We start from the raw sequence: 20,214 nt of genomic DNA, 5'->3' as shown, positions 1-20,214 counted from the left end.
GCATTTTTCGTAGATTGTCCCACCCATGGACCCTCGCCTACCCAACGTCGCTCTCGACGAGATCGTCCTCTTCACGAGGGTCGTTCAGGGAGGCAGCTTCACGGCGGCGGCGACCGCCGCCGGGATGCCGAAGTCGACCGTGAGCCGGAAGATCTCCGATCTCGAGTCGCGCGTCGGCGCCCGGCTGCTCCAGCGGACCACGCGAACCTTGAGCCTCACGGACGTCGGTCGCGTCTACTACGAGCACTGCGTTCGCATCGTCGCCGCGCTCGAGGAGGCAGAGCTCGCGGTCTCGCAGCTCCAGTCGACGCCCCGGGGGCTCTTGCGGGTGACGGCCCCGCTCGCGTTCTCCGTTCTCGGGCCGATCTTCGCCGAATACCTGCGTCTTTTCCCCGATGTCCAGGTCGACCTGGTGTGCACCGATCGCAGGGTCGACGTCGTCGAGGAGCGCTTCGACCTCGCGCTGCGGGCCGGTACCACGCCGGACACGAGCCTCGTCGCCCGGCGTCTCGGCGCCGTGCGGCGCCGTCTGGTCGCTGCGCCCGAGGTCAAAAGGGCGCTCGGCGAGCCAAACGACATTGCCGAGCTCGCGGACCACCCGTGCATCGTGTTCGCACCGGAGGGAAGCTCCTGGGAGCTCAGGTCGGGGCCCAGGATCGCCGAGATCACGGTTCACCCGCGGCTCGTCGTCAACGACTACGAGATGCTTCGCTCGGTCGTTCGCGCGGGTTTCGGCGTCGCCCTCTTGCCGGAGTACCTGTGCGCGGAAGACCTCGCCGAGGGACGGCTGATGCCGGTGCTCGCGTCCTGGTCGGCGCCCGAAGTGCCCGTGTTCGCGCTTTATCCGAGCACACGGCACCTCTCGCCGAAGGTGGTGGCGTTCCTCGACCTGCTCCGCCAGCGCCTCGTGTTGTCCACCACGCCGAGCGCGGCCGCGAGCGTGTGACAAGATTGTTCCAAAAATTGGATCAGTTCTTCCTGTTCTTGCACATTGTTCTATGAGCTCGGCATGTCTATTCCTCCTCGTGTCAGGAGAACGCAGCCATGACCACCACGCTCTGGGTGAACCTGCCGAAGGCGCACAAGATGTCGCCGCCTCGGTATCAAAGCATCACCAGCGATCGGATGGGCATCGTGACGCTCCCCGAGAATGCGGGCTCCGTCCGGGTCGTCGCAGGCGAATACCAGGGCGTGAAGGGCCCCGCGCAGACCTTCACGAAGATCGATGTCCTCGACGTCCGCCTGAATGCGCGAGGCAGGGTCGATTTCACCTTCCCGGCGCGCCATAACCTGGGCCTGCTCGTCATGAAAGGCGACATTGCGATCAACGGAACGCACGCTGCGGCGCACGACCTCGCGGTGTTCGAGAACGCCGGCGAGCGCTTGCTCATCGAGGCCGAATCGGAGGCCCACCTGCTCGTCCTGAGCGGCGAGCCGGTCGACGAACCCATCGTCCAGTACGGCCCGTTCGTCATGAACAGCGCGCAAGAGATCCAGCAGGCGTTCGCCGACTTCGCGAGCGGCAAGTTCGGCCACCTGGACGATTGACCGACTTCCATGCTCGGGCGTCGAGCCACACAGACGCATACCCACGACAAGAGAAGAGGAGACAGCCCATGACCAAGCCGTACGTTCGACTCGACAAGAACAACGCCGCCGTGTTGCTGGTCGATCATCAGGCGGGACTCTTGTCGCTCGTGCGCGACATCCAGCCGGACACGTTCAAGAACAACGTGCTCGCGCTCTCCGATCTCGCGAAGTACTTCAAGCTGCCGACGATCCTCACGACCAGCTTCGAGTCCGGCCCCAATGGCCCGCTCATGCCGGAGCTGAAAGAGCAGTTCCCGGACGCGCCGTACATCGCGCGCCCCGGCAACATCAACGCGTGGGACAACGAGGACTTCGTCAAAGCCGTCAAGGCCACGGGCAAACAGCAGCTCATCATCGCGGGCGTCGTGACCGAAGTCTGCGTGGCCTTCCCCGCGCTGTCGGCGATCGAGGAGGGTTTCCAGGTCTTCGTCGTCACGGACGCGTCCGGGACCTTCAACGAGATCACCCGGCACTCCGCCTGGGATCGCATGTCGCAAGCCGGCGCGCAGCTCATGACGTGGTTCGGCGTCGCCTGCGAGCTGCACCGCGATTGGCGCAACGACATCGAGGGACTGGCGACGCTGTTCTCGAGCCACATCCCCGACTATCGCAACCTCATCACCAGCTACAACGCGCTGACGAAGAAGTGACGGCGAGCGTCCTGCCCGTCCACCCTGCTGCCGTCGCGATGGCCTCCTTCCAGCAGGCCAGGTCACCGAGCCCGACCGCCGCGTGCCGCGTCCAGGCCGACGTCCTCCAGCCGCATTCGGCGGCGTCGCCTCGACGCGGAGCGCGTTCCTGCTCGACGCGGCCCGGACGCGTGGCTATCCATGCGCCATGGAACGCTCACCGCGCGTGCTCCGGTGTGGACTCGCCCTGATCAGCTCGCTCGCCCTCGCCTGTGTGTCGGGTTGTGGGAGGGATGTCGAGCGCACCGCGCCGGAGCACACGCCCGGCGCTGCTCAGGAAGGAAAGGCCATGTCGCTCTACGACTTCACCATGAAGACCATCGACGGACAGGACCGCTCCCTCGGCGATTACCGAGGCAAGGTGCTGCTCGTGGTGAACACCGCATCGGAATGCGGCTATACGCCCCAGTACGCGGGGCTCGAGGAGCTCCATGATCGGCTCAAGGATCGCGGCTTCGCCGTCCTCGGCTTCCCGTCGAACGATTTCGGCGCGCAGGAGCCGGGAACCGACGCCGAGATCGCCGCCTTCTGCTCCACGAAGTACGGCGTCAGCTTCCCCATGTTCTCGAAGATCCCGGTCAAGGGGGGCAGCAAGCACCCCCTCTATGCCTTCCTCACGCAAGCCGCGCCTGCCGGTGAGGTGAAGTGGAACTTCACCAAGTTCCTGATCGGCAAGGACGGGTCGGTGATCGCGCGGTTCGAGTCGTCCGTGGCGCCGGACGACCCGAAGCTCACGCAGGCGATCGACAAGGCGCTCGGCGGGTGAGCAAGGCGGCGCCCGAGCCACCGGCCCGACGAGGCGGCCATCAATTGCAGTCGAGGCACCTCCACTCGACCTGTCCAGACGCCGAGACCCCGAACCGCTGAGCGGTGTATTTCTCGATATCGATCAGGTACCCCGACGGCTGCGCGTTCCGCGTGCAGCACCCGCTGCAATCGGCGTCGGAGCACATGTCGTACACCTTGACGTCGATCTCCTTGCCATTCTTCCGAAGGCGCAGGGTCTTGAGCTTGTACCTCTCGAAATCCTTCGAGTGCACCGCGGCGATGTTGTTCTCTCTGACCCAGCTCTCCGGCTGCTTTCCGTCGAGCGCCGCGAACTGACCGGCCCACGTGCACCCGTTGTACTCGATGCACTCCTCGCTGCCGGGGTCGGGGTAAGACTCGAACTCCGTCAGGCTGGCCGTCTGCCACACCACGCCCGAGCCGCCGCTACCGCCGCCACCCGTGGTGCTGCCGCCGCCCGTCGTGCTGCTACCGTCCGTCGTGCTGCCGCCGCCCGTGCCCGTGGTGCCGCCGCCACCCGTCGTGCTGCCGCCGCTGGAGCAGCTGGTGTCGCGGAGCTCGACGCGGGACGGGGTGAACGAGGACACCGAGTCGGTGGAAAAATTGAGTGTGAATGACGCGCCGCGGGCGATGGACACGTTCGATGTCCTCGAATAGGTGCATCGGGAGCCGGCTTGTGTGTGAGTCCAGCCCGGCTCGTGATGATCGCACGTGACACCGCCGGGCACGTCGAAGGCGACAGTCGGCTTCTTCAGCGCGCTCGCGCCCGTGTTCTTCACCTTGATCGTCCCCCAGTACTCCGGGGCTCCTTCGTACGCGTTCGTCGTGACCGCATACGAACAGGCTGCAAGATTCTGGTCCTGCTCGCCCATGTCTTCGGCCGTGGGGCCCGTGTCGGCCGAGCACGCTGCGAAGCAGAAGGCTGCTCCCGCAGACGCGGACGCGAACGCGAACGCAAGCTGAGCTGCCCGCAGACCTCGGATTCGATTGATGCGCATACGGCGATCCTTTCCTGCGTGCATCGGCGACAGGCCATGATGTAATGACATGTCCTCCCCTCAACGCCGGACACGTGAGATGGGTAGCACTGCCGCGTTGGGCTGTCGAGACGAGGAGGCCGGGATTTGCAGCCAGGCGCCGCGTGAGCCTTGGATACCCGCGACAGGGACCTTCGCTCGTCACCCCATCGCGTCGTCGCATGGAGGGGCTCAACCCACGTTCTCTGCCATGCAGCCTGCGCCGCCAGCATCGGATCGCTCAATCGATCTGCCGGGGTTTATTTTATATGGTCTCGCTGCACTCGGATCGTCCACCCATCGCCGGTTCGCCCACAACCACCCGGGACACGCTGTGCATTCAGGGCTGAAGGCGCAGCCTGGCGGTGACGGGAAAGTGATCCGACGGATAGAGGCCGTCGCGGTGTTCGCGGATGATCCGGGCCATCTGCACCTCGCCGAGATCATCGAGCTGCGACCTGAGCGCCTCCTGAAGCCCGAGCACATCGGGGTGTGCGTCACGGATGACCTGATAGAGCATGTCGCGGCGATTCGGCCAAGCGTTGTCGCCGTCCGCGCGGTTTGCGTAACGGATGTTGAACGTCATCAGGTCGAGCTCCATCGGCGGCACCGCGACGGCGCCACCCGCGCCGCCTACCCCCGGCGATACCGCCTGTGCCGCCCGCTCCGCCTGCGCCATCCGCACCGCCCTGTCCACCCATACCGTCCCCGCTGCCTGTGCTGCCCGTTGCGCCGTGCTGCTCTCCACCTACGGGCTCGCTGCTGCATCCGGCCAGAAAGAGGACTGCCCCCGCTGCGAGGATCAGCGCTCCCTTCGAGGCGAGAGCGCGGTGGTGCCGGCGATCAACCAGGTCGAGCTCAGCCCGTTCCTCGGGCAGGCCGAGCTGCGCGCGTTCTGCGCAAAGCACCGGATCCTCGTGCAGGCGTACAGCCCGCTCACGCAGGGCGTGAAGCTCGGGCACAAAGACATCGTCTCCGCGGCGACAAAGGCCGGGCGCACACCAGCGCAGGTGATGCTGCGCTGGGCCGTGCAGCACGGCTTGATCGTTCTGCCGAAGTCGGTGACGCCCGCGCGTATCGCCGAGAACGGCGCGATCTTCGACTTCGCGCTCGACGCCGACACGATGCGCACGCTCGACGGGCTCGATGTCGGCTTCCGCGCGAGCTGGGACCCGACAGACGTCCCCTGATCCACACCGTCAGCGAAAGGCGCTCAGCGGAAGGCCGCATGGGAGCCGGCGTTCTTCAGCGTGGTGCCGAGGGCAGAGATGCGGCGGCCTTCTCGTCTGGTTCGTGACGGATCGGCAAGCCCTCGCGCAACTGCGTGTGATGCAATTCCGAATCCGACCACCTCCCCTCCCGGGAAGGCGACGCTAGCCGCTCACGGACACGTCTTCGGGCGGACCACCGCATAGACGAAATCGTGGAATCCGGCCGCCACGAACCCGCCGCCCGGGAGTGATGTGATTCCATTGATCCGGCTCGGCGTGCCAACATCCCCTTCGTACTCCCAGCGCAGCTCCCCGTCGGTGTCGACGGAGAGCAGCCAGATCCGCTGCGTTCCTCCGTCCGTTCCCCGCGTCGCCCCGCCGAGGTGCAAGAGCCCCGTGCTCGGATCGTGCGAGATGGCGTGAAGCTCGGTGTCGAGCTCAGGGTGATAGGTCCTGGCCCAGATCACCGCTCCCTCGGCGTCCAGCAGGATGACATGACTCTGACCGAGGCTGATCGCGGCGATCGCGATGCGGCCATCGGGCAGGGCCGCGATGTCCTGTGGCCACGCTCCGCCGACCTCCTCCAGCACACGGTCGAACACCGGCGCCGTCTGCTCGGTGCTGCGGACGACGCGCAGGTAACCGGCGTGCGCGGTCAGCTGAACCACGTCACCTCCGGGCAGCAGCGCGGCCCCGCCCCGACTCCAGGACTCCGTGATCGCGGACCCGGGAGCGATCGGCATGAACCGTTCGTGGACGATCTCGCCCGCGTCGTCCAGCCGCACCAGGCGCAGCCGAGGCGCCGCGCCCTGGGCCTCGCTGTCGTGGGTGGAGAGCACGTACCCCCCGGTCGGGTGCCGGAGCAGCTCGATGTCGACGTGCGCGCTGAAGGCCGATGGTCCGAGCCGCCGGCTCGCCAGCAGCTGACCGGCTCCGTCGAGCCGACCGAGCCACAACCCCGTGCGGGAGGGAGACGTCGAATCATCCACCTGGCCCGCGACCATGAGGCCCCCGTCCTCGGTCTTGGCGCCGGTCTTCAGAAATCCACCGGGCAGGGGGATCGAGCTCCACACCACGTGGCCCGCCTCGTCGAGCTCCGCAACCCCCCCGTTCGCTGGTGCTCCAACCGCGATGAGCCGTTCCCCATCGACCGGAAGAAGCCAGTCGGCGTCCATTCCCGAGGGCGCAAAGAACGATACATCCGTGCCTTCAACGCAGCTCTCGGGCTCGCTATCGACAGGGGCCGGTGGCTCGACGTCCTCGGAGCCCGGTGGCTCGACGTCCTCGGAGCCCGGTGGCTCGACGTCCTCGGAGCCCGGTGGCTCGACATCCTCGGAGCCCGGTGGCTCGGCATCCACAGAGCCCGGTGGCTCGACATCCACAGAGCCCGGTAGTTCGATCGTGACTTTGCCACAGCCCGCAATCATCGCGAGCGCGACGAGGGAACCCGCAGGGAAACCAGTGCGTCCCGAGTTGGTCTTCATGAAGCGCCTCCTGCAACCAGCGTGCCCTACATTCAAGGATGGCGTGAACCTCGATGACATCGAGCTGTTCTGAGCCAAAGCGCCCGGCGGGCGATCATGCCGGGCGCGCGAGCGGAGCGAGCCCCTCGTGGACAGCTTCTATGCGGCGTCGCGAGGGGATCGCGCTCGGCGGGCTCGCCGGCGGCGCGCGCTGAGGAGCAGCGCGAGCCCGGCGGCGGCAGGCTGCCAGTCGGAGCCCGAGCCGGCCGCGCTGCAGCCGCTGCTGGAGGGCGGGGTCGTGGCGGGACTCACGTCGCTCGCGCCGGCGCTCCCCGCGCTCGTGACAGCTCCGCCGTTGCCGGTTCCGGCGCCCCCCTCGCCAGCATCAGCGCCTCCTGCGCCAGCGTTAGCGCCACCATCGCCGGCGCCAGCGCCTCCCGCGCCGGGGCCGCCATTGCCGGTGTCTCCAGCGCCGGCGCCTCCCTCGCCAGCATCGGCGCCGCCGTTGCCTGCGCCTCCTGCTCCAGCGCCAGCGCCGGCGCCGCCGTCGCCACCGCCGGCGCCGCCGTCGCTCGCGCCTCCTGCTCCAGCGCCACCACCTCCAGCGACTCCTGCTCCAGCACCGGCGCCGCCATTGCCGTCGCCAGCGCCTCCCGCGCCAGCGACGGCGCCCCCCTCGCCAGCGCCTCCTGCACCAGCGTTAGCGCCGCCATTGCCGTCGCCAGCGCCTCCAGCGCCACCGCCGGCACCCCCCTCGCCAGCGCCAGCGCCTCCTGCACCAGCGTTAGCGCCGCCATTGCCGGCGCTAGCGCCTCCAGCTCCAGCGCCGGCGCCGCCCTCGCCACCGCCGGCGCCGCCCTCTCCAGCGCCGCACTCCGCGCTGCTCGATAGAGCTCCGGCGCACACCCCGGCGTCGCAGGAATCGCCGAGCGTGCACGCGTCGCCGTCGTCACACGGGACGCCGTGGGCACGCGTGCACACCCCGTCCACCGTGCCCCCCGCCGCGATGGAGCAGGCGATGCACTCAGCATCCCTGCACGGCGACGCGCAGCACACGCCGTCCACGCAGATCCCGCTCGCGCATTGTGTGGCGGTCGAGCAGGGCGCGCCGTTCGTCAAGGGGTTGCTGGCATACACGACGGCGCTGTCTGTGCTGAGGCCCTCGCGCGTCGACCAGAGCCACGTGTACCCACCCGCCACGAGGACGTCGCCGCCATCGAGCGACGTGGCGGAGTGATAGCCTCGCGCAGCTGGGATATTGCCGCCCGGCGACCACGCGTCCGTGACCGGGTCGTAGAGCTGGACTCGATCGTAGGTGTCGTGGGCGTGCGCAAGATAGAGCGAACTGCAGATGGTCCCTCCCCAGGGGTCCGCATAGTAGATCGCCTCGATGCCTCCGCTGATCATGACCTGGCCGCCGGGGAGCCGCGCCGCCGCCTCGCCGAGCACGCCGAGCCCGGTCACGTAGGTCCCGTCATCCAACGAGCCCGTCGCGGGCGTGTCGCCCCACTTGCCCGGGGCCGCGGTCCAGGCGTCCACAGCAGGATCGTAGACCTCGGCGGCGCCTGCGAGGCCCGTGACCAGCACGCGTCCGTCGAGGAGCAGCGTCGCCGTCAGCCACGGAGTGCCGCCGCCGAGCGGCGCCGCGGCCGACCAGGCCGCTGTCGCCGGGTCGAAGATCTCGACGGCGCCCGCGGCCGCCCCGTGGGTGCCGCCCGTGACGAGCACGCGTCCATCGAGCAGCCGCGTGGCCTTGTGAGCGGCGCGGGCATTCCGCATGGAGGGTCCCGGGGCCCACGTGTCGGTCGCCGGGTCGTAGATCTCGGTGCTCTCCGTATCCGCTGACCCGACCCTTCCGCCGGTGAGGAGGACCCGCCCGTCGTCGAGCAGCGTGACCGTGGGTCTCGACCGCGACACCGATGGCGACGAGGCCGCTCGCCATGCATCGAGCGCGTCGTCGTAGATCTCGGCGCTCGTGCCCCCGGCCTCTTCGCCGATGACCAGCACCCTCCCGTCCGCGAGGCGTGTCGCGGTGTGACCGCCGTTCACAGCAGCCATCGGCGCGGCCGCCAGGAACGCGCCCGTCGCGGGATCGTAGATCTCCGCGCTGCCGAGCGGCGTCGTCGAGAACATCGGATCGCAAATGATCCCCTCGTCCCAGCTCAGGAATCCCCCTGCGATGAGGACCCTGCCGTCGTCCAGCAAGGTCGCCGTGTGCTCGGCGCGCGGCGTGATCATCCTCCCGGTCGCCACCCACAGCGGGTCCACGAGCACGGCCTCCTCCGGCGGGGCGTCGACCCAGAGCGAGAGCGTCGAGCCCTCGGCGTCGAGGCGCGTCGAGACCCTCCGGCCCCCGCGCGCGTACGCCGACGGCGCCGTCACGGCGAGGCGCGCGACGCCGGCCTCGTCGGCGAGCTCGATCGCCGCGCCGCGCCGCCGCAGCGTCGCGCCCTGAACGGACCAGGCGGCGACCGGCGCGTCCGCCCGGAAGGTGCCCGGCCGGAGGAGGAGCCACTCTTCGTATCCCCCGTGCGCCGCCGTCCAGAAGGAATACCCACCTTCGTGTGCATAGGCGACGGCATCTCCGCCGGCGATCTCCTGAGTCCCCACGAGCCGTCCGGCGCCAAGCCCCCTGCGCTCGCGGACGCGCACGTGAAAGCCGTCCGGCAGCTCGATCCGGATCTCATCGCTCCCGTGCTCGGGCAGATGGACGACGAGCCCCCGCGACGACGAGCCGCTGCCCGGCGCGGCCTCGCCGCGCGCCGCCGTCACGGAATAGCCGCGCTCGCCGCGCGCCAGGGCGCCGTCGGCGGCGAGCACCAGCCCGGCCTGCTCCGGGAAGAGGGCGCGCAGCTCGGCCTCGGCGGGGTCGAGTTCGTCCTGCATGCCGCTCGCGCAACCGGCGGAAAACACGGCGGTGAACGCCATGAGGCAGAGCCCGAGCGCGGTCGAGGGCCCCGCGCCGCTGCGGCGAGTCGGCGCGGCGCAGGGCCGCCGCAGCGCGCGCGCCGCGGGCTCGCGGGAGCGGGGCGGGCGCCGCGCACCGCCAGGTGACGGGCCGTCGGTGGGAGATGGAGACGGTCGCACGGCGGGCGTGGGATCATCGAAGCGATGCATACGGCTGCTTCGATGCGCCCGCTCGGCCGGCATTCACGCCGGGCACGGGCTCGACGTCACGGCACGCTCCACGCGCGCGCCGGCCACGCGCTCGATCGCGGCGCCGCCGCACGCGCGCTTAACTGCTGCATGCAGTGCGTGAGGCCGGCCCGCAGGTTGGCCTGGGTCACGATGACGCTGAGTCGAGTCCTGGCGCCAAGCTGCGCCTGGTTGCCGACCTGCCCGCGACCGGCCTCCGCCGCGTGATAGAAGGGCCGCGTGCACTTCACCATCTCGCACGAGCTCGACGCGCCCCTCGACGCCGTGGAGCTCGCCGTGCTCTCGCCGGACCTCGGGCCTCGGCTCGCCACGCGGGTCGCCTCCCTCGAGAGCGTCGTGACCGTCGAGCACGCGCTCCGCGACGGCGAGCTGCTCCGCGTCCTGCGCTTCCAGGCGAGCGCGCCGCTGCCGATCTTCCGGAGCTACCCCGTGGCGAAGGACGCCATGTCCTGGGAGGAGCGCTCGACGTACCGCCTCTCGGACCACGCCTCCACGTGGCAGGTCAGCCCGAAGGAGCAATGGCGCAGCTACTTCCGCTCCGCGGGGACGTACCGGCTCGAGCGCCTGCCACAGGGCCGCACCCGCCGCCGCGTCGATGGCGACATCCAGATCCGGCTGCACCTGCTCGGCCCGCTCGTCGAGCGCCTCGCCCTCGCCGAGGTCCAGCGGACGTACGACGCGGAAGCAGATACGCTCAGGGAGCTCATCCGCGCATGAACAACCTACCCCGCCCCCAAAGCCCCGCCCGCTCCCCGCGCCCCGCCCGGCCGGGGCGGCTCGCCAGCATCACGCACCCCGCCATCGCCGCTCGCTCGGCCAGCGCCGCTCGCCCCGCCAGCGCTGCCGCCGCGCTGCTCGGCCTGTGCGCGGGCCTCTGCGCGCTCGCCGGCCCGACCGCCGCGCTCGCCGCGCCGGGCGACGGCCCCTCGCAGCCGCTCCCGGATCCCGGCAAGCCCGTCGCCAGCAGCGACGACACCTCGGCGATCGCGGTGAACCCCGCGAACCTCTCCTTCCTCCCGGGCACCGAGCTCCGGTGGACCTGGGTCCACACGGGCTCCGCCTCGCCGCTGCCGGCGCGTGGCCACTCGATCGCGCTCGGCGTGCCGCTCTGGTACGTGTCGACCGGGCTGCGCTTCGACTTCCTCGACCCGCCCGACGCCGCGCCGGCGCCGTTCGACAGCCCGTCGCGCTGGGTCCGCTGGGGGCTCGCCCTCGACACCGGCCCCACCTTCGCCTTCGGCACGACGCTCGGCTGGGGCAGCTCCGACGCGCCCGCGCTCGACGGGTACTTCTCGCTCACGAGCGGCGTCACGCTCCGGCCCTCCACCTGGCTCTCGCTCTCGGCCGTCGCGCGCGACTGGAACCGCCCCGAGAACCGCCTCCGCGAGGCCATCGAGCGCAGCTACGACTTCGGCGTCGCCGTGCGGCCCGCGGGCGGCAGGCGCGCGCTCGAGATCGGGCTCGAGACCTCCTACGTCGAGAACAGCGACCCCGACGAGAGCGGCACCTGGACGCCCCGGGCGACCCTCGGCCTGCGCGTGCCCTACGTGGGCACGCTCCGGGGCGACGTGGCGCTGCGCGACCTCACGGCCGACGGCGGCCCGAAGATCGCCGCCATGGCCGGCCTCGACGTCAACGTCGACGAGCTGCAGGTCTCCGCCGGCGGCGTCTTCGGCAACGCCATCACGAAGAGCGGCACCGGCTTCTACACAGGCGTCGCGCTCCGCAGCTTCTCCGAGCCGGGCGTCCGGCTGCCGGCCCGCGTCGTCCGCGTGCGCCTCGACTCGACCCCGGGCGTGCGCAGGCACACGCGGCTCCTCCAGCAGCTCTGGCGCCTCGCCGAGGACCCGGAGGTCTCCGGCGTCGCGCTCGTGCTCCGCGCGGAGCCCGCCAGCTCGCTCGCCCACGCCGAGGAGGTCTCCGACGCGATCCGCAACCTGAGGAGCCACGGCAAGAAGGTCCTCTGCCACCTCGAGGACGCCGGCGGGCGCTCGCTCCACGTGTGCTCGAGCGCCGACGCCATCGCCATGAACCCCGCGGGCGGGCTGCGCTTCGCCGGCATGTCGTCGAGCTACTTCTACTTCGGCGGCCTCCTGAAGAAGCTCGGCGTGCAGGCCGACATCGTCCGCATCGGCGCCCACAAGCTCGCCGCCGAGCAGTTCGCGCGCGAGACCAGCACCCGGGTCGGCAAGGACGACCACCAGGCGCTGCTCGATCAGCTGAGCGGCGCCTTCCTCGCCGAGGTGAGCGCCGGGCGCCGCATCCCCGTCCCGGAGCTCGAGCGGCGGATCGCGCGCGGGCCGTTCCTCGCCCAGGAAGCGCGGCAGAGCGGCCTCGTCGACCAGCTCGCCTACGACGACGAGCTCGGCCGCGTCGTCGACGAGGTCATGGGGCGCGCCTCCCGCGTCGTCGACGACGACCCGGGCGACGAGGCGCCCGAGCGCTGGGGCCGCTCGCCCAAGGTCGCGCTCGTCTACCTCGACGGCGACATGATCGACGGCGAGAGCCGGTCGATCCCGTTCGTCGGCGTCAAGCTCGCCGGCTCGTACACCGTCGCGGGCGCGCTGCGCCGCGCGCGCGAGGACCAGAGCGTCCGCGCCGTCGTGCTCCGGGTCGAGACCGGCGGCGGCTCGACGCTCGCGGCGGACGTCATCCTGCGCGAGGCGATCCTCACGGCGCGCGTGAAGCCGCTCGTCGTCTCGATGGGCTCGTCGGCCGCGAGCGGCGGCTATTATGCATCCGTCGCCGGCGCCCCGATCTTCGCGAGCCGCTCCTCGATCACCGGATCCATCGGCGTCTTCTACGGGAAGGTCGACGTCACGGGGCTGCTGCAGAAGCTCGGCGTCAGCATCGAGACGTTCCGCTCGTCGCCCCGCGCCGACGCCGAGTCGCTCTATAGGCCGTACACCGACGACGAGCGCGAGCAGCTCGGCGTCAAGGTGAAGCAGTTCTACGATCGGTTCGTCGCCCGCATCGTCGAGAACCGGCACATGAAGGCCGAGGAGGTCGACGCGCTCGGGCGCGGGCAGGTGTGGACCGGCGCCCAGGCCCTCGAGCGCCGGCTCATCGATCGCCTCGGCGGGCTCCGGCAGGCGATCGCCGAGGCGCGCCGGCTGGGCCAGCTGCCCGACGACGCGCCCATCCAGTCGCTCCCCGAGGAGGACACGTCGCTCCTCGGCTACGCGCTCAGCCTGGTCGGCTTCTCGGCGCAGGCCCAGGGCGAGCTGGCGAGGGCGACCATCCCGCCCGTGATGCTCGACGCCGCGCGCGCCCTCTCGCCGTTCTTCGTGTTCGGCGCGGACAGGCCGCTCGCGCGCAGCGAGTTCGCCGGCGAGATCTCGTTCGGCGCCCCCGCCACGGCCCGGGAAGACGAGCCCGGAGGATCCGCGCCGCCGGCGTCGCCTGCGTCGAAGGAACGCTGAGCCCATGGAGCAGCTCGAGCCCGCGTCGCCCAGGACCGCCGAGCCCGCGGAGCAGGCCGGGCCCGCGTCGCCCAGGACCGCCGAGCCCGCGGAGCAGGCCGGGCCCGCCGCGCCGCCGCTGCTCCACGCCCGCGCGGCGCGCATCGCCGTGGACGACGTGGTCGCCATCGACGCGCTCACCGCTGCGACGCGCGGCGATCGCGTGCTCTGCGCCGGCGACGCGGGCGCGCTCTTCGCGGCGCTCACGGGCGTCCCGTTCTCGTCGCTCCGGAGGCCGGCGCAGGCCGGCGCGGCGGACGACGCGAGCGGGGGGGCGCCCGGGGAGGCGCGCGTCGTCGCCGGGCGCCTCGAGGTCGCGGGCCGCGACGTGGCGCGCACCGCGCACCGCGCGGCGAGCGGGGCGGCGCCGCTCGATCCGCCGCTGCCGCTCGCGTGGACCGCGGACGCCTACGTCGGCTGGGGCGCGCGCCTCGCGGGGGCCTCGCCGCGCGCGGCGGCCGAGATGGTGGCCCCCGCCCTGGCCCGGGTCGGCCTCGCGGCCTCGCGGAAGCGCGCGCTGAGCGCGCTCGCGCTGCCCGAGCGCCGCGCGCTCGTCCTCGCCCAGGCGATCGTGACCGCGCCCGCCGTGCTGATCGCCGAGGATCCGCTCGTCGGCCTCGACGGCGCCGCGGCCGCCTTCGTCCTGGCCGCGCTCGCGGGCGCCACCGAGGGCCGCGGCGCGCTGCTCACGGCCGCGCGGCTCGACGTCGAGGGCCCGCGGGGCGCCCTGGTCCGCGGCGCCACCGACGTCCTCGTGCTCGCGGGCGGCGAGCTCGCCTTCTCGGGCACGTTCGCGGAGATCGCCGCCGGGAGCCGCCTCTACGCCGTCACCGTCCGCACCAACGCGGCGCTCCTCCGCGAGGAGCTCGCCGCCCGGGGGATCGCGCTGCGGGGCGGGCCGGTGCGCTTCGCCGCCGCGCTGCCCGAGGGCGCGACCACCCGCGACGTCGTCCTCGCCGCGACGCGCTGCCGCGCCGCGATCGTCGAGCTCACCCCCCTCTTCTGACCTGCCGCCCGCCGTAGTACCGTGCGCGCGATGTCATCCGAACCCGCCGCGAACAAGCCGACCGCCGCTCAGGTCACCCCGGGCGGCCCGCCTCCCGGAGGTCGACTCGCCGTGCTCACCGCCTTCGCGGTGGGCGCCTCGTGGATCCCGGTCCCGGTGCTCCCCGCGCGGATGCTGCTGCGCATCCGCGGGGCCATCGTGCAGGACACCGTCGCCCGCCACGGCCTCAGCCTCACCACCGACGCGCGCGCGCTCCTCGTCGAGCCCGGGTCGGAGCAGACCACGCTCCGCAAGGCCGCGCAGCTCGTCACGAAGGAGGTCCTCCGGCGGCTCAACCCGGCCCTGGCCCTCGCGGCGGCCGCGCGCGGCCTGGAGGTCTACGCCCTCGGCCACCTCCTCGACCGCTACATCACGCGCTTCCGCCGGAGCACCGCCGTGCGCGTCCACGCCGAGGAGGCGCGCTGGGTCCGCGACGCCGTCGATCGCGCCGTGCGCCGCGCGCTGTCCCCCTCCCTCCAGGCGAGCTTCACCGTCCTGCCGAGCGGCACCGAGGACCTGCGCGACGAGTTCACGCGCTGGATCGACGCCTTCCTGCTCGCTGGCGCCTCGGTCCCGGAGTACATCGAGCGCCGCCTCGACGCGGCGTTCGACGAGATCGCCGCCGCCGGCATCCCCCATGACTGACACCGAGGACCGCACCGCCACGAAGGGCGGCGCCGCGGCCGACGCCGCGCCGGAGCTCGATCCGCAGGCCGCGCGCGCCGCGCTCCGGCGCTGCCGCCGCATCATCATCAAGATCGGCTCGAAGAGCCTCTCCGGCGACGCCTGGGACCGGCTCGCCGCCGAGGTGGCCGCGCTCCGCGGCCGCTCCGGCCGGAGCCTCGTCATCGTGTCGAGCGGCGCCATCGCCCTCGGCGTGGCGAAGCTCGGGCTGAAGTCGCGCCCGAAGGACATGGCCTGGCTCCAGGCCGCCGCCGCCGCCGGCCAGAGCGTGCTGATGCAGCGCTACGAGGAGGCCTTCGGCAAGGTCGGCCTGCTCGTCGCGCAGGTGCTCCTCACGCACGCCGACCTCGCGGACCGCACCCGCACCAACAACGCGAGGAACGCCCTGGCCGCGCTGCTCGAGGCGGGCGCGATCCCGATCATCAACGAGAACGACGCCGTCGCGGTCGAGGAGATCAAGTTCGGCGACAACGACCAGCTCGCGGCGATGGTGACCCCGCTCTGCGAGGCCGATCTCCTCATCCTGCTCTCGGACGTCGAGGGCCTGCTCGACGGCGACGGGCGCCGGGTGCCGTTCGTGCGCAGCGTCGCCCGCGAGGCGCGGCACCTCGCGGGCGCGTCGACCTCCGGCGTCGGCACCGGCGGCATGGCCAGCAAGGTGGAGGCCGCGCGGCGCGCGACGCTCGCGGGCTCGCACGTGGTCATCGGCGCCGCCCGCGAGGCGGGCATCATCACGCGCATCGTCTCGGGCGAGGACGTCGGCACCCTCTTCGCCGCCGTCCCGCAGCGGCTCAGCGCGCGCAAGCACTGGATCGCGTACACGCTGCGCCCGCGCGGCGCCATCCTCGTCGACCGGGGCGCCGCCGAGGCGATCGGCTCGAAGAACCGGAGCATCCTCGCCGTCGGCGTCCTCGGCGTGCGCGGCACCTTCCTCCCTGGCGACGCCGTGGCCGTCGTCGACCCGGACGGCGCCGAGATCGCGCGCGGGCTCGCGCGGATGTCGGCGAGCGACGCCGCGCGCACCGCGCGGAAGAAGCGCGAGGAGGCCGGCGATGACGACGTCGTCGTCCACCGCGACGACCTGGTGGTGCTCCCGAGCGAGTAGCCCCGCGGCCCCGGCCGCCCTGTAGGTGCGTCGGCCCTCCCGGCCAACCACGATGGCGCGCCGCTCGCGGGTGGTGGCCGGATTTGAACATGAAGGCGGGAAGGCGGGAAGAAAAGATCAATGATCTTCCCGCCTTCCCGCCTTCATGTGAATCACTCCGGGGCAAATCAGGCCACCACCCGCTCGCGCTTCGCGGGAACCTTCGCGCCGCCCCGCTGTCGCTTCGTTCACCGCATGTTACCGCACGCGACTGCCCGTCGCCGCCGGCCGCCGCCGACGGCCGGGGGTCCCTGCCGGTTCCTGGAGGTCGTGTGATGCGCTTCGGGTTGTTCGTCGCGAACGGCTTGGTTCTCGCGGGGGTCGTCTGGACGATCGGGCTCGGGCCGAGCGTCCGGGCGTCGCAGCTCCTGCCGTCGCGCGCCGCGGCGGGGGCCGACGAGCTCGCGGCGCTCGAGGCCCGCTACGCCGAGGGCAGGACGCCGGCCAGCGTCACCGCGCTCGCCGCGGCCTACCTGGAGCGCGATCAGCCAGGACTCGCCTCCTCGGCCCTCGACGCGGCGCCCGGCGAGGTGCGCGCGCTCCCGGAGGCGGCGCTCCTCTCGGCGCGGGCGCTCCTCCGCCGAGGCCGCGTCCAGGACGCCCTCGCCGCGTCCGAGCAGGCGTCGGCGGCCTGCGCGGCCGGCGCCTGCCCCGCGTGGCTCGCGGCGAAGTCCGAGCACCAGCGCGCCTTCCTCGAGCAGCTCGTCGCCGCGGGCGTCGAGGATCCGCAGGTCGACGCGGCAGCCGCCCGCGCCGCGCTCGACGCCTACGCGCGCAGCGCGAGCCAGGTGCGCCTCGTCGCGGTGCGCTAGCGCGGCGCGGGGAACATCGACGCACGCGCGAACGTAAACGCAGGCGTAAATGTACAGAGCAACTACAAACGAGGCGGCGAGACGGCGAGACGCGCAACGTGATCTGCGATCGTCGAGGCCGTATCCAAGCTTGGAAACCCTGTCGTTGTCGAATGACGGTCACCGCCTTATGTCGTAGTCTTTGGCATTGCTCGGCGCGTTCGTACCGGGGGCGCTGTCCGAGAGAACAACCGGTTGCGCTTGGGAGGGTCTCCCTCAGGTGGAACAGCCGCAAGCTCGCACGCTGGGCGCCCTGGCGACCGCATGGACAGGGTTGTACCGACGCGGCGCCGCCGTGGCGGCCGCGCTCGCCCTCACCGTCGCCGCGGGCTGTGCGCGGCCGATCACCAACGCGGGGCTGCCGATCCCCGCGGCGAAGCCGGGCATGGAGCAGCGCCCGTTCGAGCTCCGGCCGCCGTTCGAGCTGGCGACGAACGAGGACGCGATCGTCCGGATCGTCACCGACGTGACGTGCACGGGGACGCTCATCACCGAGGACCTGGTGCTCACCGCGCACCACTGCGTCGCGGCGCGGGACGACAACGGAAGGACGCTGCGCCGCGATCAGGATCCCGAGGTGATCTCGATCGAGCTCGGGGGCGACCACCTGCCGTGGGGCGACGTGAAGGTCCGCGCGGTGGTGTCGCCGGACTGCGGGTACACGTCGGGCGAGGGCGACATCGCCATCCTCGTGCTGTCGCGGCGCCTCGTCGGGATCCCGACGCTCCCGCCGCGGATCGAGGCCGAGCCGGTCTCCAGGGAGCAGGTGACGCCCTATGGCTTCGGCCGCTGCGCGCTCTCGCGCGACCCGATCCACCTCGCGCCGCGGCCGGGCGGCGCGATCGACGCCGTGAGCCCGGGGCACTTCGTCGCGATCGCCTCGATCTGCCCCGGCGACTCGGGCGGGCCGGCGCGCAGCGATCGGGGGGGCGACGTCGTCGGCGTCATCTCGTCGAGCGTGATGGACGGTGACGAGCACACCACCGGGACCTCGTATTTCAGCCGCCTCGACGTGTGGCCCGAGCTCTTCTCCGCCGCCCGCGAGATCGCGGCGGGCGCGAGCCCGAGCGAGCTGCCGCCGTACAGGGGGTGCCTGCGTTGACGGCGCCGCGGCGCCTTCGCGCGGTGCTTGCCCGCCGCCCGCGACCGGAGCTGCGCTAGGCTGCGCTGCTGCATGCGGAAGCTGTTCAACGGGCTGCTCTGGATCGTGGGGACCCTGCTGTTGCTCGGCGTCGTGCTCCGCGCGCTCGTCCTCGACGTCTGGGTGGTGCCGAACGACCCGATGCTCGGCGCCGCGCTCGCGCCGAGCCTCGCCCCGGGCGACGCGGTCGTCGTGCTGACGCGGGGCACGCCCGGCTTCGGCGAGCTGGTGCGGTGCCCGGATCCCGAGGCCCCCGGCAGCCACATCGTCGGCCGGATCGCGGGCTTGCCGGGCGACACGGTCGACGTCGACCACAACGTCCTCCTCGTGAACGGGCAGCGCTACGACGCCGAGACGGCGTGCGCCGAGCCCAAGGTGAGCATCACCGACCCGGCCACGGGCAACCCGGTGCAGCTCTCGTGCGACATGGTGATGATGGGCCCCGGCCTCCACCCCCGGGCGACGGGGCGCAGGCCCCCGCTCGAGCGCCGCTACCACGTCGAGGTGCGGCCCGACACGGTCTTCCTGCTGAGCGACAACCGGAGCTACCACGACGACTCGCGCGACTTCGGCCTGCAGCCGCGCGCCGCGTGCAACCAGCGGATCGTCTTCCGGCTCTGGGGCGGCGCCGGCTGGAGCGACGACCGGCGCCGCTTCACCTTCGTGCGCTGAGCAGGGCCGGCCGTCGCCCCCACCGGCGTCACCTCAGAGCTTGACCCCTCCGCTCATCGACGTCTAGAACCGTGTCTCTCTCCACCCGGGTCAGGGACCCCGCGCGAGCAGCGGCCCGGGTTCCCCGTCCTGGCTCGCTTCATCGGTCGGAGGTCCGCCACGGCGGCCTTCCACTGGCGCGGGTCGGAGAACCGCGATCCGCGGTCCTCCAATGCACCGAGGAGACGTTTGCACACCGAGCAGAACGAGATTGGCATCGTCTGTGGCCAGTGCGACCTGTGGAGCCCGATGGGCACCGCGCGTTGCTCTGAGTGCGCGAACGACTTGGCCCTGTTCACGACGCGCCGGGCGAGCTCGACGACCACGCCGGCCCGGCGCTCCCCCACGCCCGCGGCCGGCAGCGCGAGCGCCCGGCTCGACCCGACGAGCGCGCGCGGTCAGGGCCGGGGCCCCAAGACCACCTCGTCCAAGAGCGAATTCGCCGAACTCTCCCAGGAGGAGCTGATGGAGCAAGCCCGTAACTACGTCTGCCGTTCCTGCTCGAGCGGTGTCCCCTCGGGCCACAAGTTCTGTGGGAGGTGCGGAACGGCGGTCCCGCCCGAGATCCTCAACGCGCAGACGCTGTTCTTCGGGGACATGCAGAACCCGGCGAAGGCGAAGCTGATCCTCATCCGCGGCGAGGGCATGGACGGCCTCTCGTTCCACCTCAAGGCGGAGCAGCACATCGTCGGCCGCAACGGGCAGCTCGTCTTCCCGGACGACCCGTTCGTCTCGCCGAAGCACGCGAACTTCTTCTACCGCGACGGCAAGCTGGTGGTGCGCGACGAGGGCTCGCTGAACGGCGTGTACATCCGCGTGCGCGGCACGATCGACATCACGCCGGGCGACACGTTCCTCGCGGGCGAGCAGCTCTTCCGGCTCGATCCGACGCCGCGCGCCTCCGACGGCCAGGATCCGGACGGGACCTTCTTCTACTCCTCGCCGAAGCACCCGAGCCCGTTCCGCCTGACGCAGGTGCTCCAGGGCGGCGCGGTCGGCATGACCGTCTGCGCGCGCGGCACCTCGCTGCAGATCGGGCGCGAGGGCGGCGACCTGAACTTCCCCGTCGACCTGTACATGTCGGGCTCGCACTGCCGCCTCGAGGAGCACAACGGCAAGTTCACGCTGACCGATCTCAACAGCCGCAACGGGACCTACGTGCGCATCAAGAGCGAGCGCGAGCTCGCCCACGGCGACTACCTCTTCATCGGCCGCAAGCTCCTGCGCGTCGAGCTCAACACGAACTAACGCTGGCCCGCGGGCGCG

Annotated in this window: 19 protein-coding genes; 14 read left to right on the top strand and 5 right to left on the bottom strand. The window is 71.7% G+C overall.

All coding sequences use genetic code 11. The annotated features are described in order from the left end of the window. Nucleotides 1–25 precede the first annotated feature (25 nt). The 4 genes from WMF39_RS45140 (at nt 26) to WMF39_RS45125 (ending at nt 3,045) form a co-directional block, all read left to right on the top strand. Nucleotides 26–946: a LysR family transcriptional regulator gene (locus WMF39_RS45140; protein WP_437742604.1), complete on the top strand. Its 921-nt coding sequence runs from the start codon at nt 26–28 to the stop codon at nt 944–946. A gap of 98 nt (nt 947–1,044) precedes the next feature. Then, entirely contained in the window at nt 1,045–1,548 is a 504-nt protein-coding gene (locus WMF39_RS45135; RefSeq protein WP_437742603.1) for a pirin family protein, read from the top strand. Between the two features lie 68 nt (nt 1,549–1,616). Continuing rightward, nucleotides 1,617–2,240: an isochorismate family cysteine hydrolase YcaC gene (gene ycaC / locus WMF39_RS45130; RefSeq protein WP_437742602.1), complete on the top strand. Its 624-nt coding sequence runs from the start codon at nt 1,617–1,619 to the stop codon at nt 2,238–2,240. A gap of 328 nt (nt 2,241–2,568) precedes the next feature. Beyond that, entirely contained in the window at nt 2,569–3,045 is a 477-nt protein-coding gene (locus WMF39_RS45125; protein ID WP_437748115.1) for a glutathione peroxidase, read from the top strand. 40 nt (nt 3,046–3,085) lie between these two features. Here the strand turns inward: WMF39_RS45125 and WMF39_RS45120 are convergent, their stop codons facing one another. Further along, nucleotides 3,086–4,063: a hypothetical protein gene (locus tag WMF39_RS45120; protein ID WP_437742601.1), complete on the bottom strand. Its 978-nt coding sequence runs from the start codon at nt 4,061–4,063 to the stop codon at nt 3,086–3,088. A gap of 358 nt (nt 4,064–4,421) precedes the next feature. After that, nucleotides 4,422–4,760 carry an endonuclease/exonuclease/phosphatase family protein gene (locus WMF39_RS45115; RefSeq protein ID WP_437742600.1) on the bottom strand — a complete coding sequence of 113 codons (339 nt, stop codon included), beginning with the start codon at nt 4,758–4,760 and terminating at the stop codon, nt 4,422–4,424. Between the two features lie 55 nt (nt 4,761–4,815). On the opposite strand from WMF39_RS45115, the gene WMF39_RS45110 reads away from it, so the two are divergent. After that, nucleotides 4,816–5,271, top strand: a complete 456-nt coding sequence (locus WMF39_RS45110; protein ID WP_437742599.1) for an aldo/keto reductase — start codon at nt 4,816–4,818, stop codon at nt 5,269–5,271. A gap of 191 nt (nt 5,272–5,462) precedes the next feature. On the opposite strand, the gene WMF39_RS45105 is transcribed toward WMF39_RS45110, so the two are convergent. The 3 genes from WMF39_RS45105 to WMF39_RS45095 form a co-directional block, all read right to left on the bottom strand. Then, nucleotides 5,463–6,368, bottom strand: a complete 906-nt coding sequence (locus tag WMF39_RS45105) for a hypothetical protein (RefSeq protein ID WP_437742598.1) — start codon at nt 6,366–6,368, stop codon at nt 5,463–5,465. 546 nt (nt 6,369–6,914) lie between these two features. Then, nucleotides 6,915–9,641 carry a Kelch repeat-containing protein gene (locus WMF39_RS45100; RefSeq protein ID WP_437742597.1) on the bottom strand — a complete coding sequence of 909 codons (2,727 nt, stop codon included), beginning with the start codon at nt 9,639–9,641 and terminating at the stop codon, nt 6,915–6,917. Between the two features lie 287 nt (nt 9,642–9,928). Beyond that, nucleotides 9,929–10,144, bottom strand: coding sequence for a hypothetical protein (locus WMF39_RS45095; protein ID WP_437742596.1), 216 nt, complete (start codon nt 10,142–10,144; stop codon nt 9,929–9,931). On the opposite strand from WMF39_RS45095, the gene WMF39_RS45090 reads away from it, so the two are divergent. The 9 genes from WMF39_RS45090 to WMF39_RS45050 all read left to right on the top strand — a co-directional run bounded on the left by WMF39_RS45090 (nt 10,131) and on the right by WMF39_RS45050 (nt 20,196). After that, on the top strand, nt 10,131–10,628 hold the full coding sequence (locus tag WMF39_RS45090; RefSeq protein WP_012240946.1) for a DUF2505 domain-containing protein: 498 nt from the start codon (nt 10,131–10,133) through the stop codon (nt 10,626–10,628). The genes WMF39_RS45095 and WMF39_RS45090 overlap by 14 nt on opposite strands. Beyond that, on the top strand, nt 10,625–13,333 hold the full coding sequence (gene sppA, locus WMF39_RS45085; protein WP_437742595.1) for a signal peptide peptidase SppA: 2,709 nt from the start codon (nt 10,625–10,627) through the stop codon (nt 13,331–13,333). The genes WMF39_RS45090 and sppA overlap by 4 nt, the downstream gene beginning before the upstream one ends. Before the next feature lie 4 nt (nt 13,334–13,337). Then, nucleotides 13,338–14,378: an ABC transporter ATP-binding protein gene (locus WMF39_RS45080; RefSeq protein WP_437742594.1), complete on the top strand. Its 1,041-nt coding sequence runs from the start codon at nt 13,338–13,340 to the stop codon at nt 14,376–14,378. 30 nt (nt 14,379–14,408) lie between these two features. Continuing rightward, nucleotides 14,409–15,062 carry a hypothetical protein gene (locus WMF39_RS45075; protein ID WP_437296130.1) on the top strand — a complete coding sequence of 218 codons (654 nt, stop codon included), beginning with the start codon at nt 14,409–14,411 and terminating at the stop codon, nt 15,060–15,062. After that, complete coding sequence (proB, locus tag WMF39_RS45070) at nt 15,055–16,206, top strand: glutamate 5-kinase (protein WP_437742593.1); 1,152 nt, start codon at nt 15,055–15,057, stop codon at nt 16,204–16,206. The genes WMF39_RS45075 and proB overlap by 8 nt, the downstream gene beginning before the upstream one ends. A gap of 314 nt (nt 16,207–16,520) precedes the next feature. Further along, nucleotides 16,521–17,057: a hypothetical protein gene (locus tag WMF39_RS45065; RefSeq protein ID WP_437742592.1), complete on the top strand. Its 537-nt coding sequence runs from the start codon at nt 16,521–16,523 to the stop codon at nt 17,055–17,057. Nucleotides 17,058–17,316: 259 nt separating this feature from the next. Continuing rightward, nucleotides 17,317–18,198, top strand: coding sequence for a trypsin-like serine peptidase (locus WMF39_RS45060; RefSeq protein ID WP_437742591.1), 882 nt, complete (start codon nt 17,317–17,319; stop codon nt 18,196–18,198). A gap of 72 nt (nt 18,199–18,270) precedes the next feature. After that, entirely contained in the window at nt 18,271–18,909 is a 639-nt protein-coding gene (lepB, locus tag WMF39_RS45055) for a signal peptidase I (protein ID WP_437742590.1), read from the top strand. A 228-nt stretch (nt 18,910–19,137) separates the two neighbouring features. Next, the gene (locus tag WMF39_RS45050; RefSeq protein WP_437742589.1) at nt 19,138–20,196 is read left to right on the top strand and encodes an FHA domain-containing protein; all 1,059 of its coding nucleotides are present in this window, start codon (nt 19,138–19,140) and stop codon (nt 20,194–20,196) included. Nucleotides 20,197–20,214: the final 18 nt, after the last annotated feature.

Source organism: Sorangium sp. So ce1504, from assembly GCF_051521635.1.
Taxonomy (GTDB): Bacteria; Myxococcota_A; Polyangia; order Polyangiales; family Polyangiaceae; genus Sorangium; species Sorangium cellulosum_B.
The sequence above is the reverse complement of the archived record's forward strand: the minus strand, read 5'-3'. Positions and strand labels throughout refer to the sequence as shown.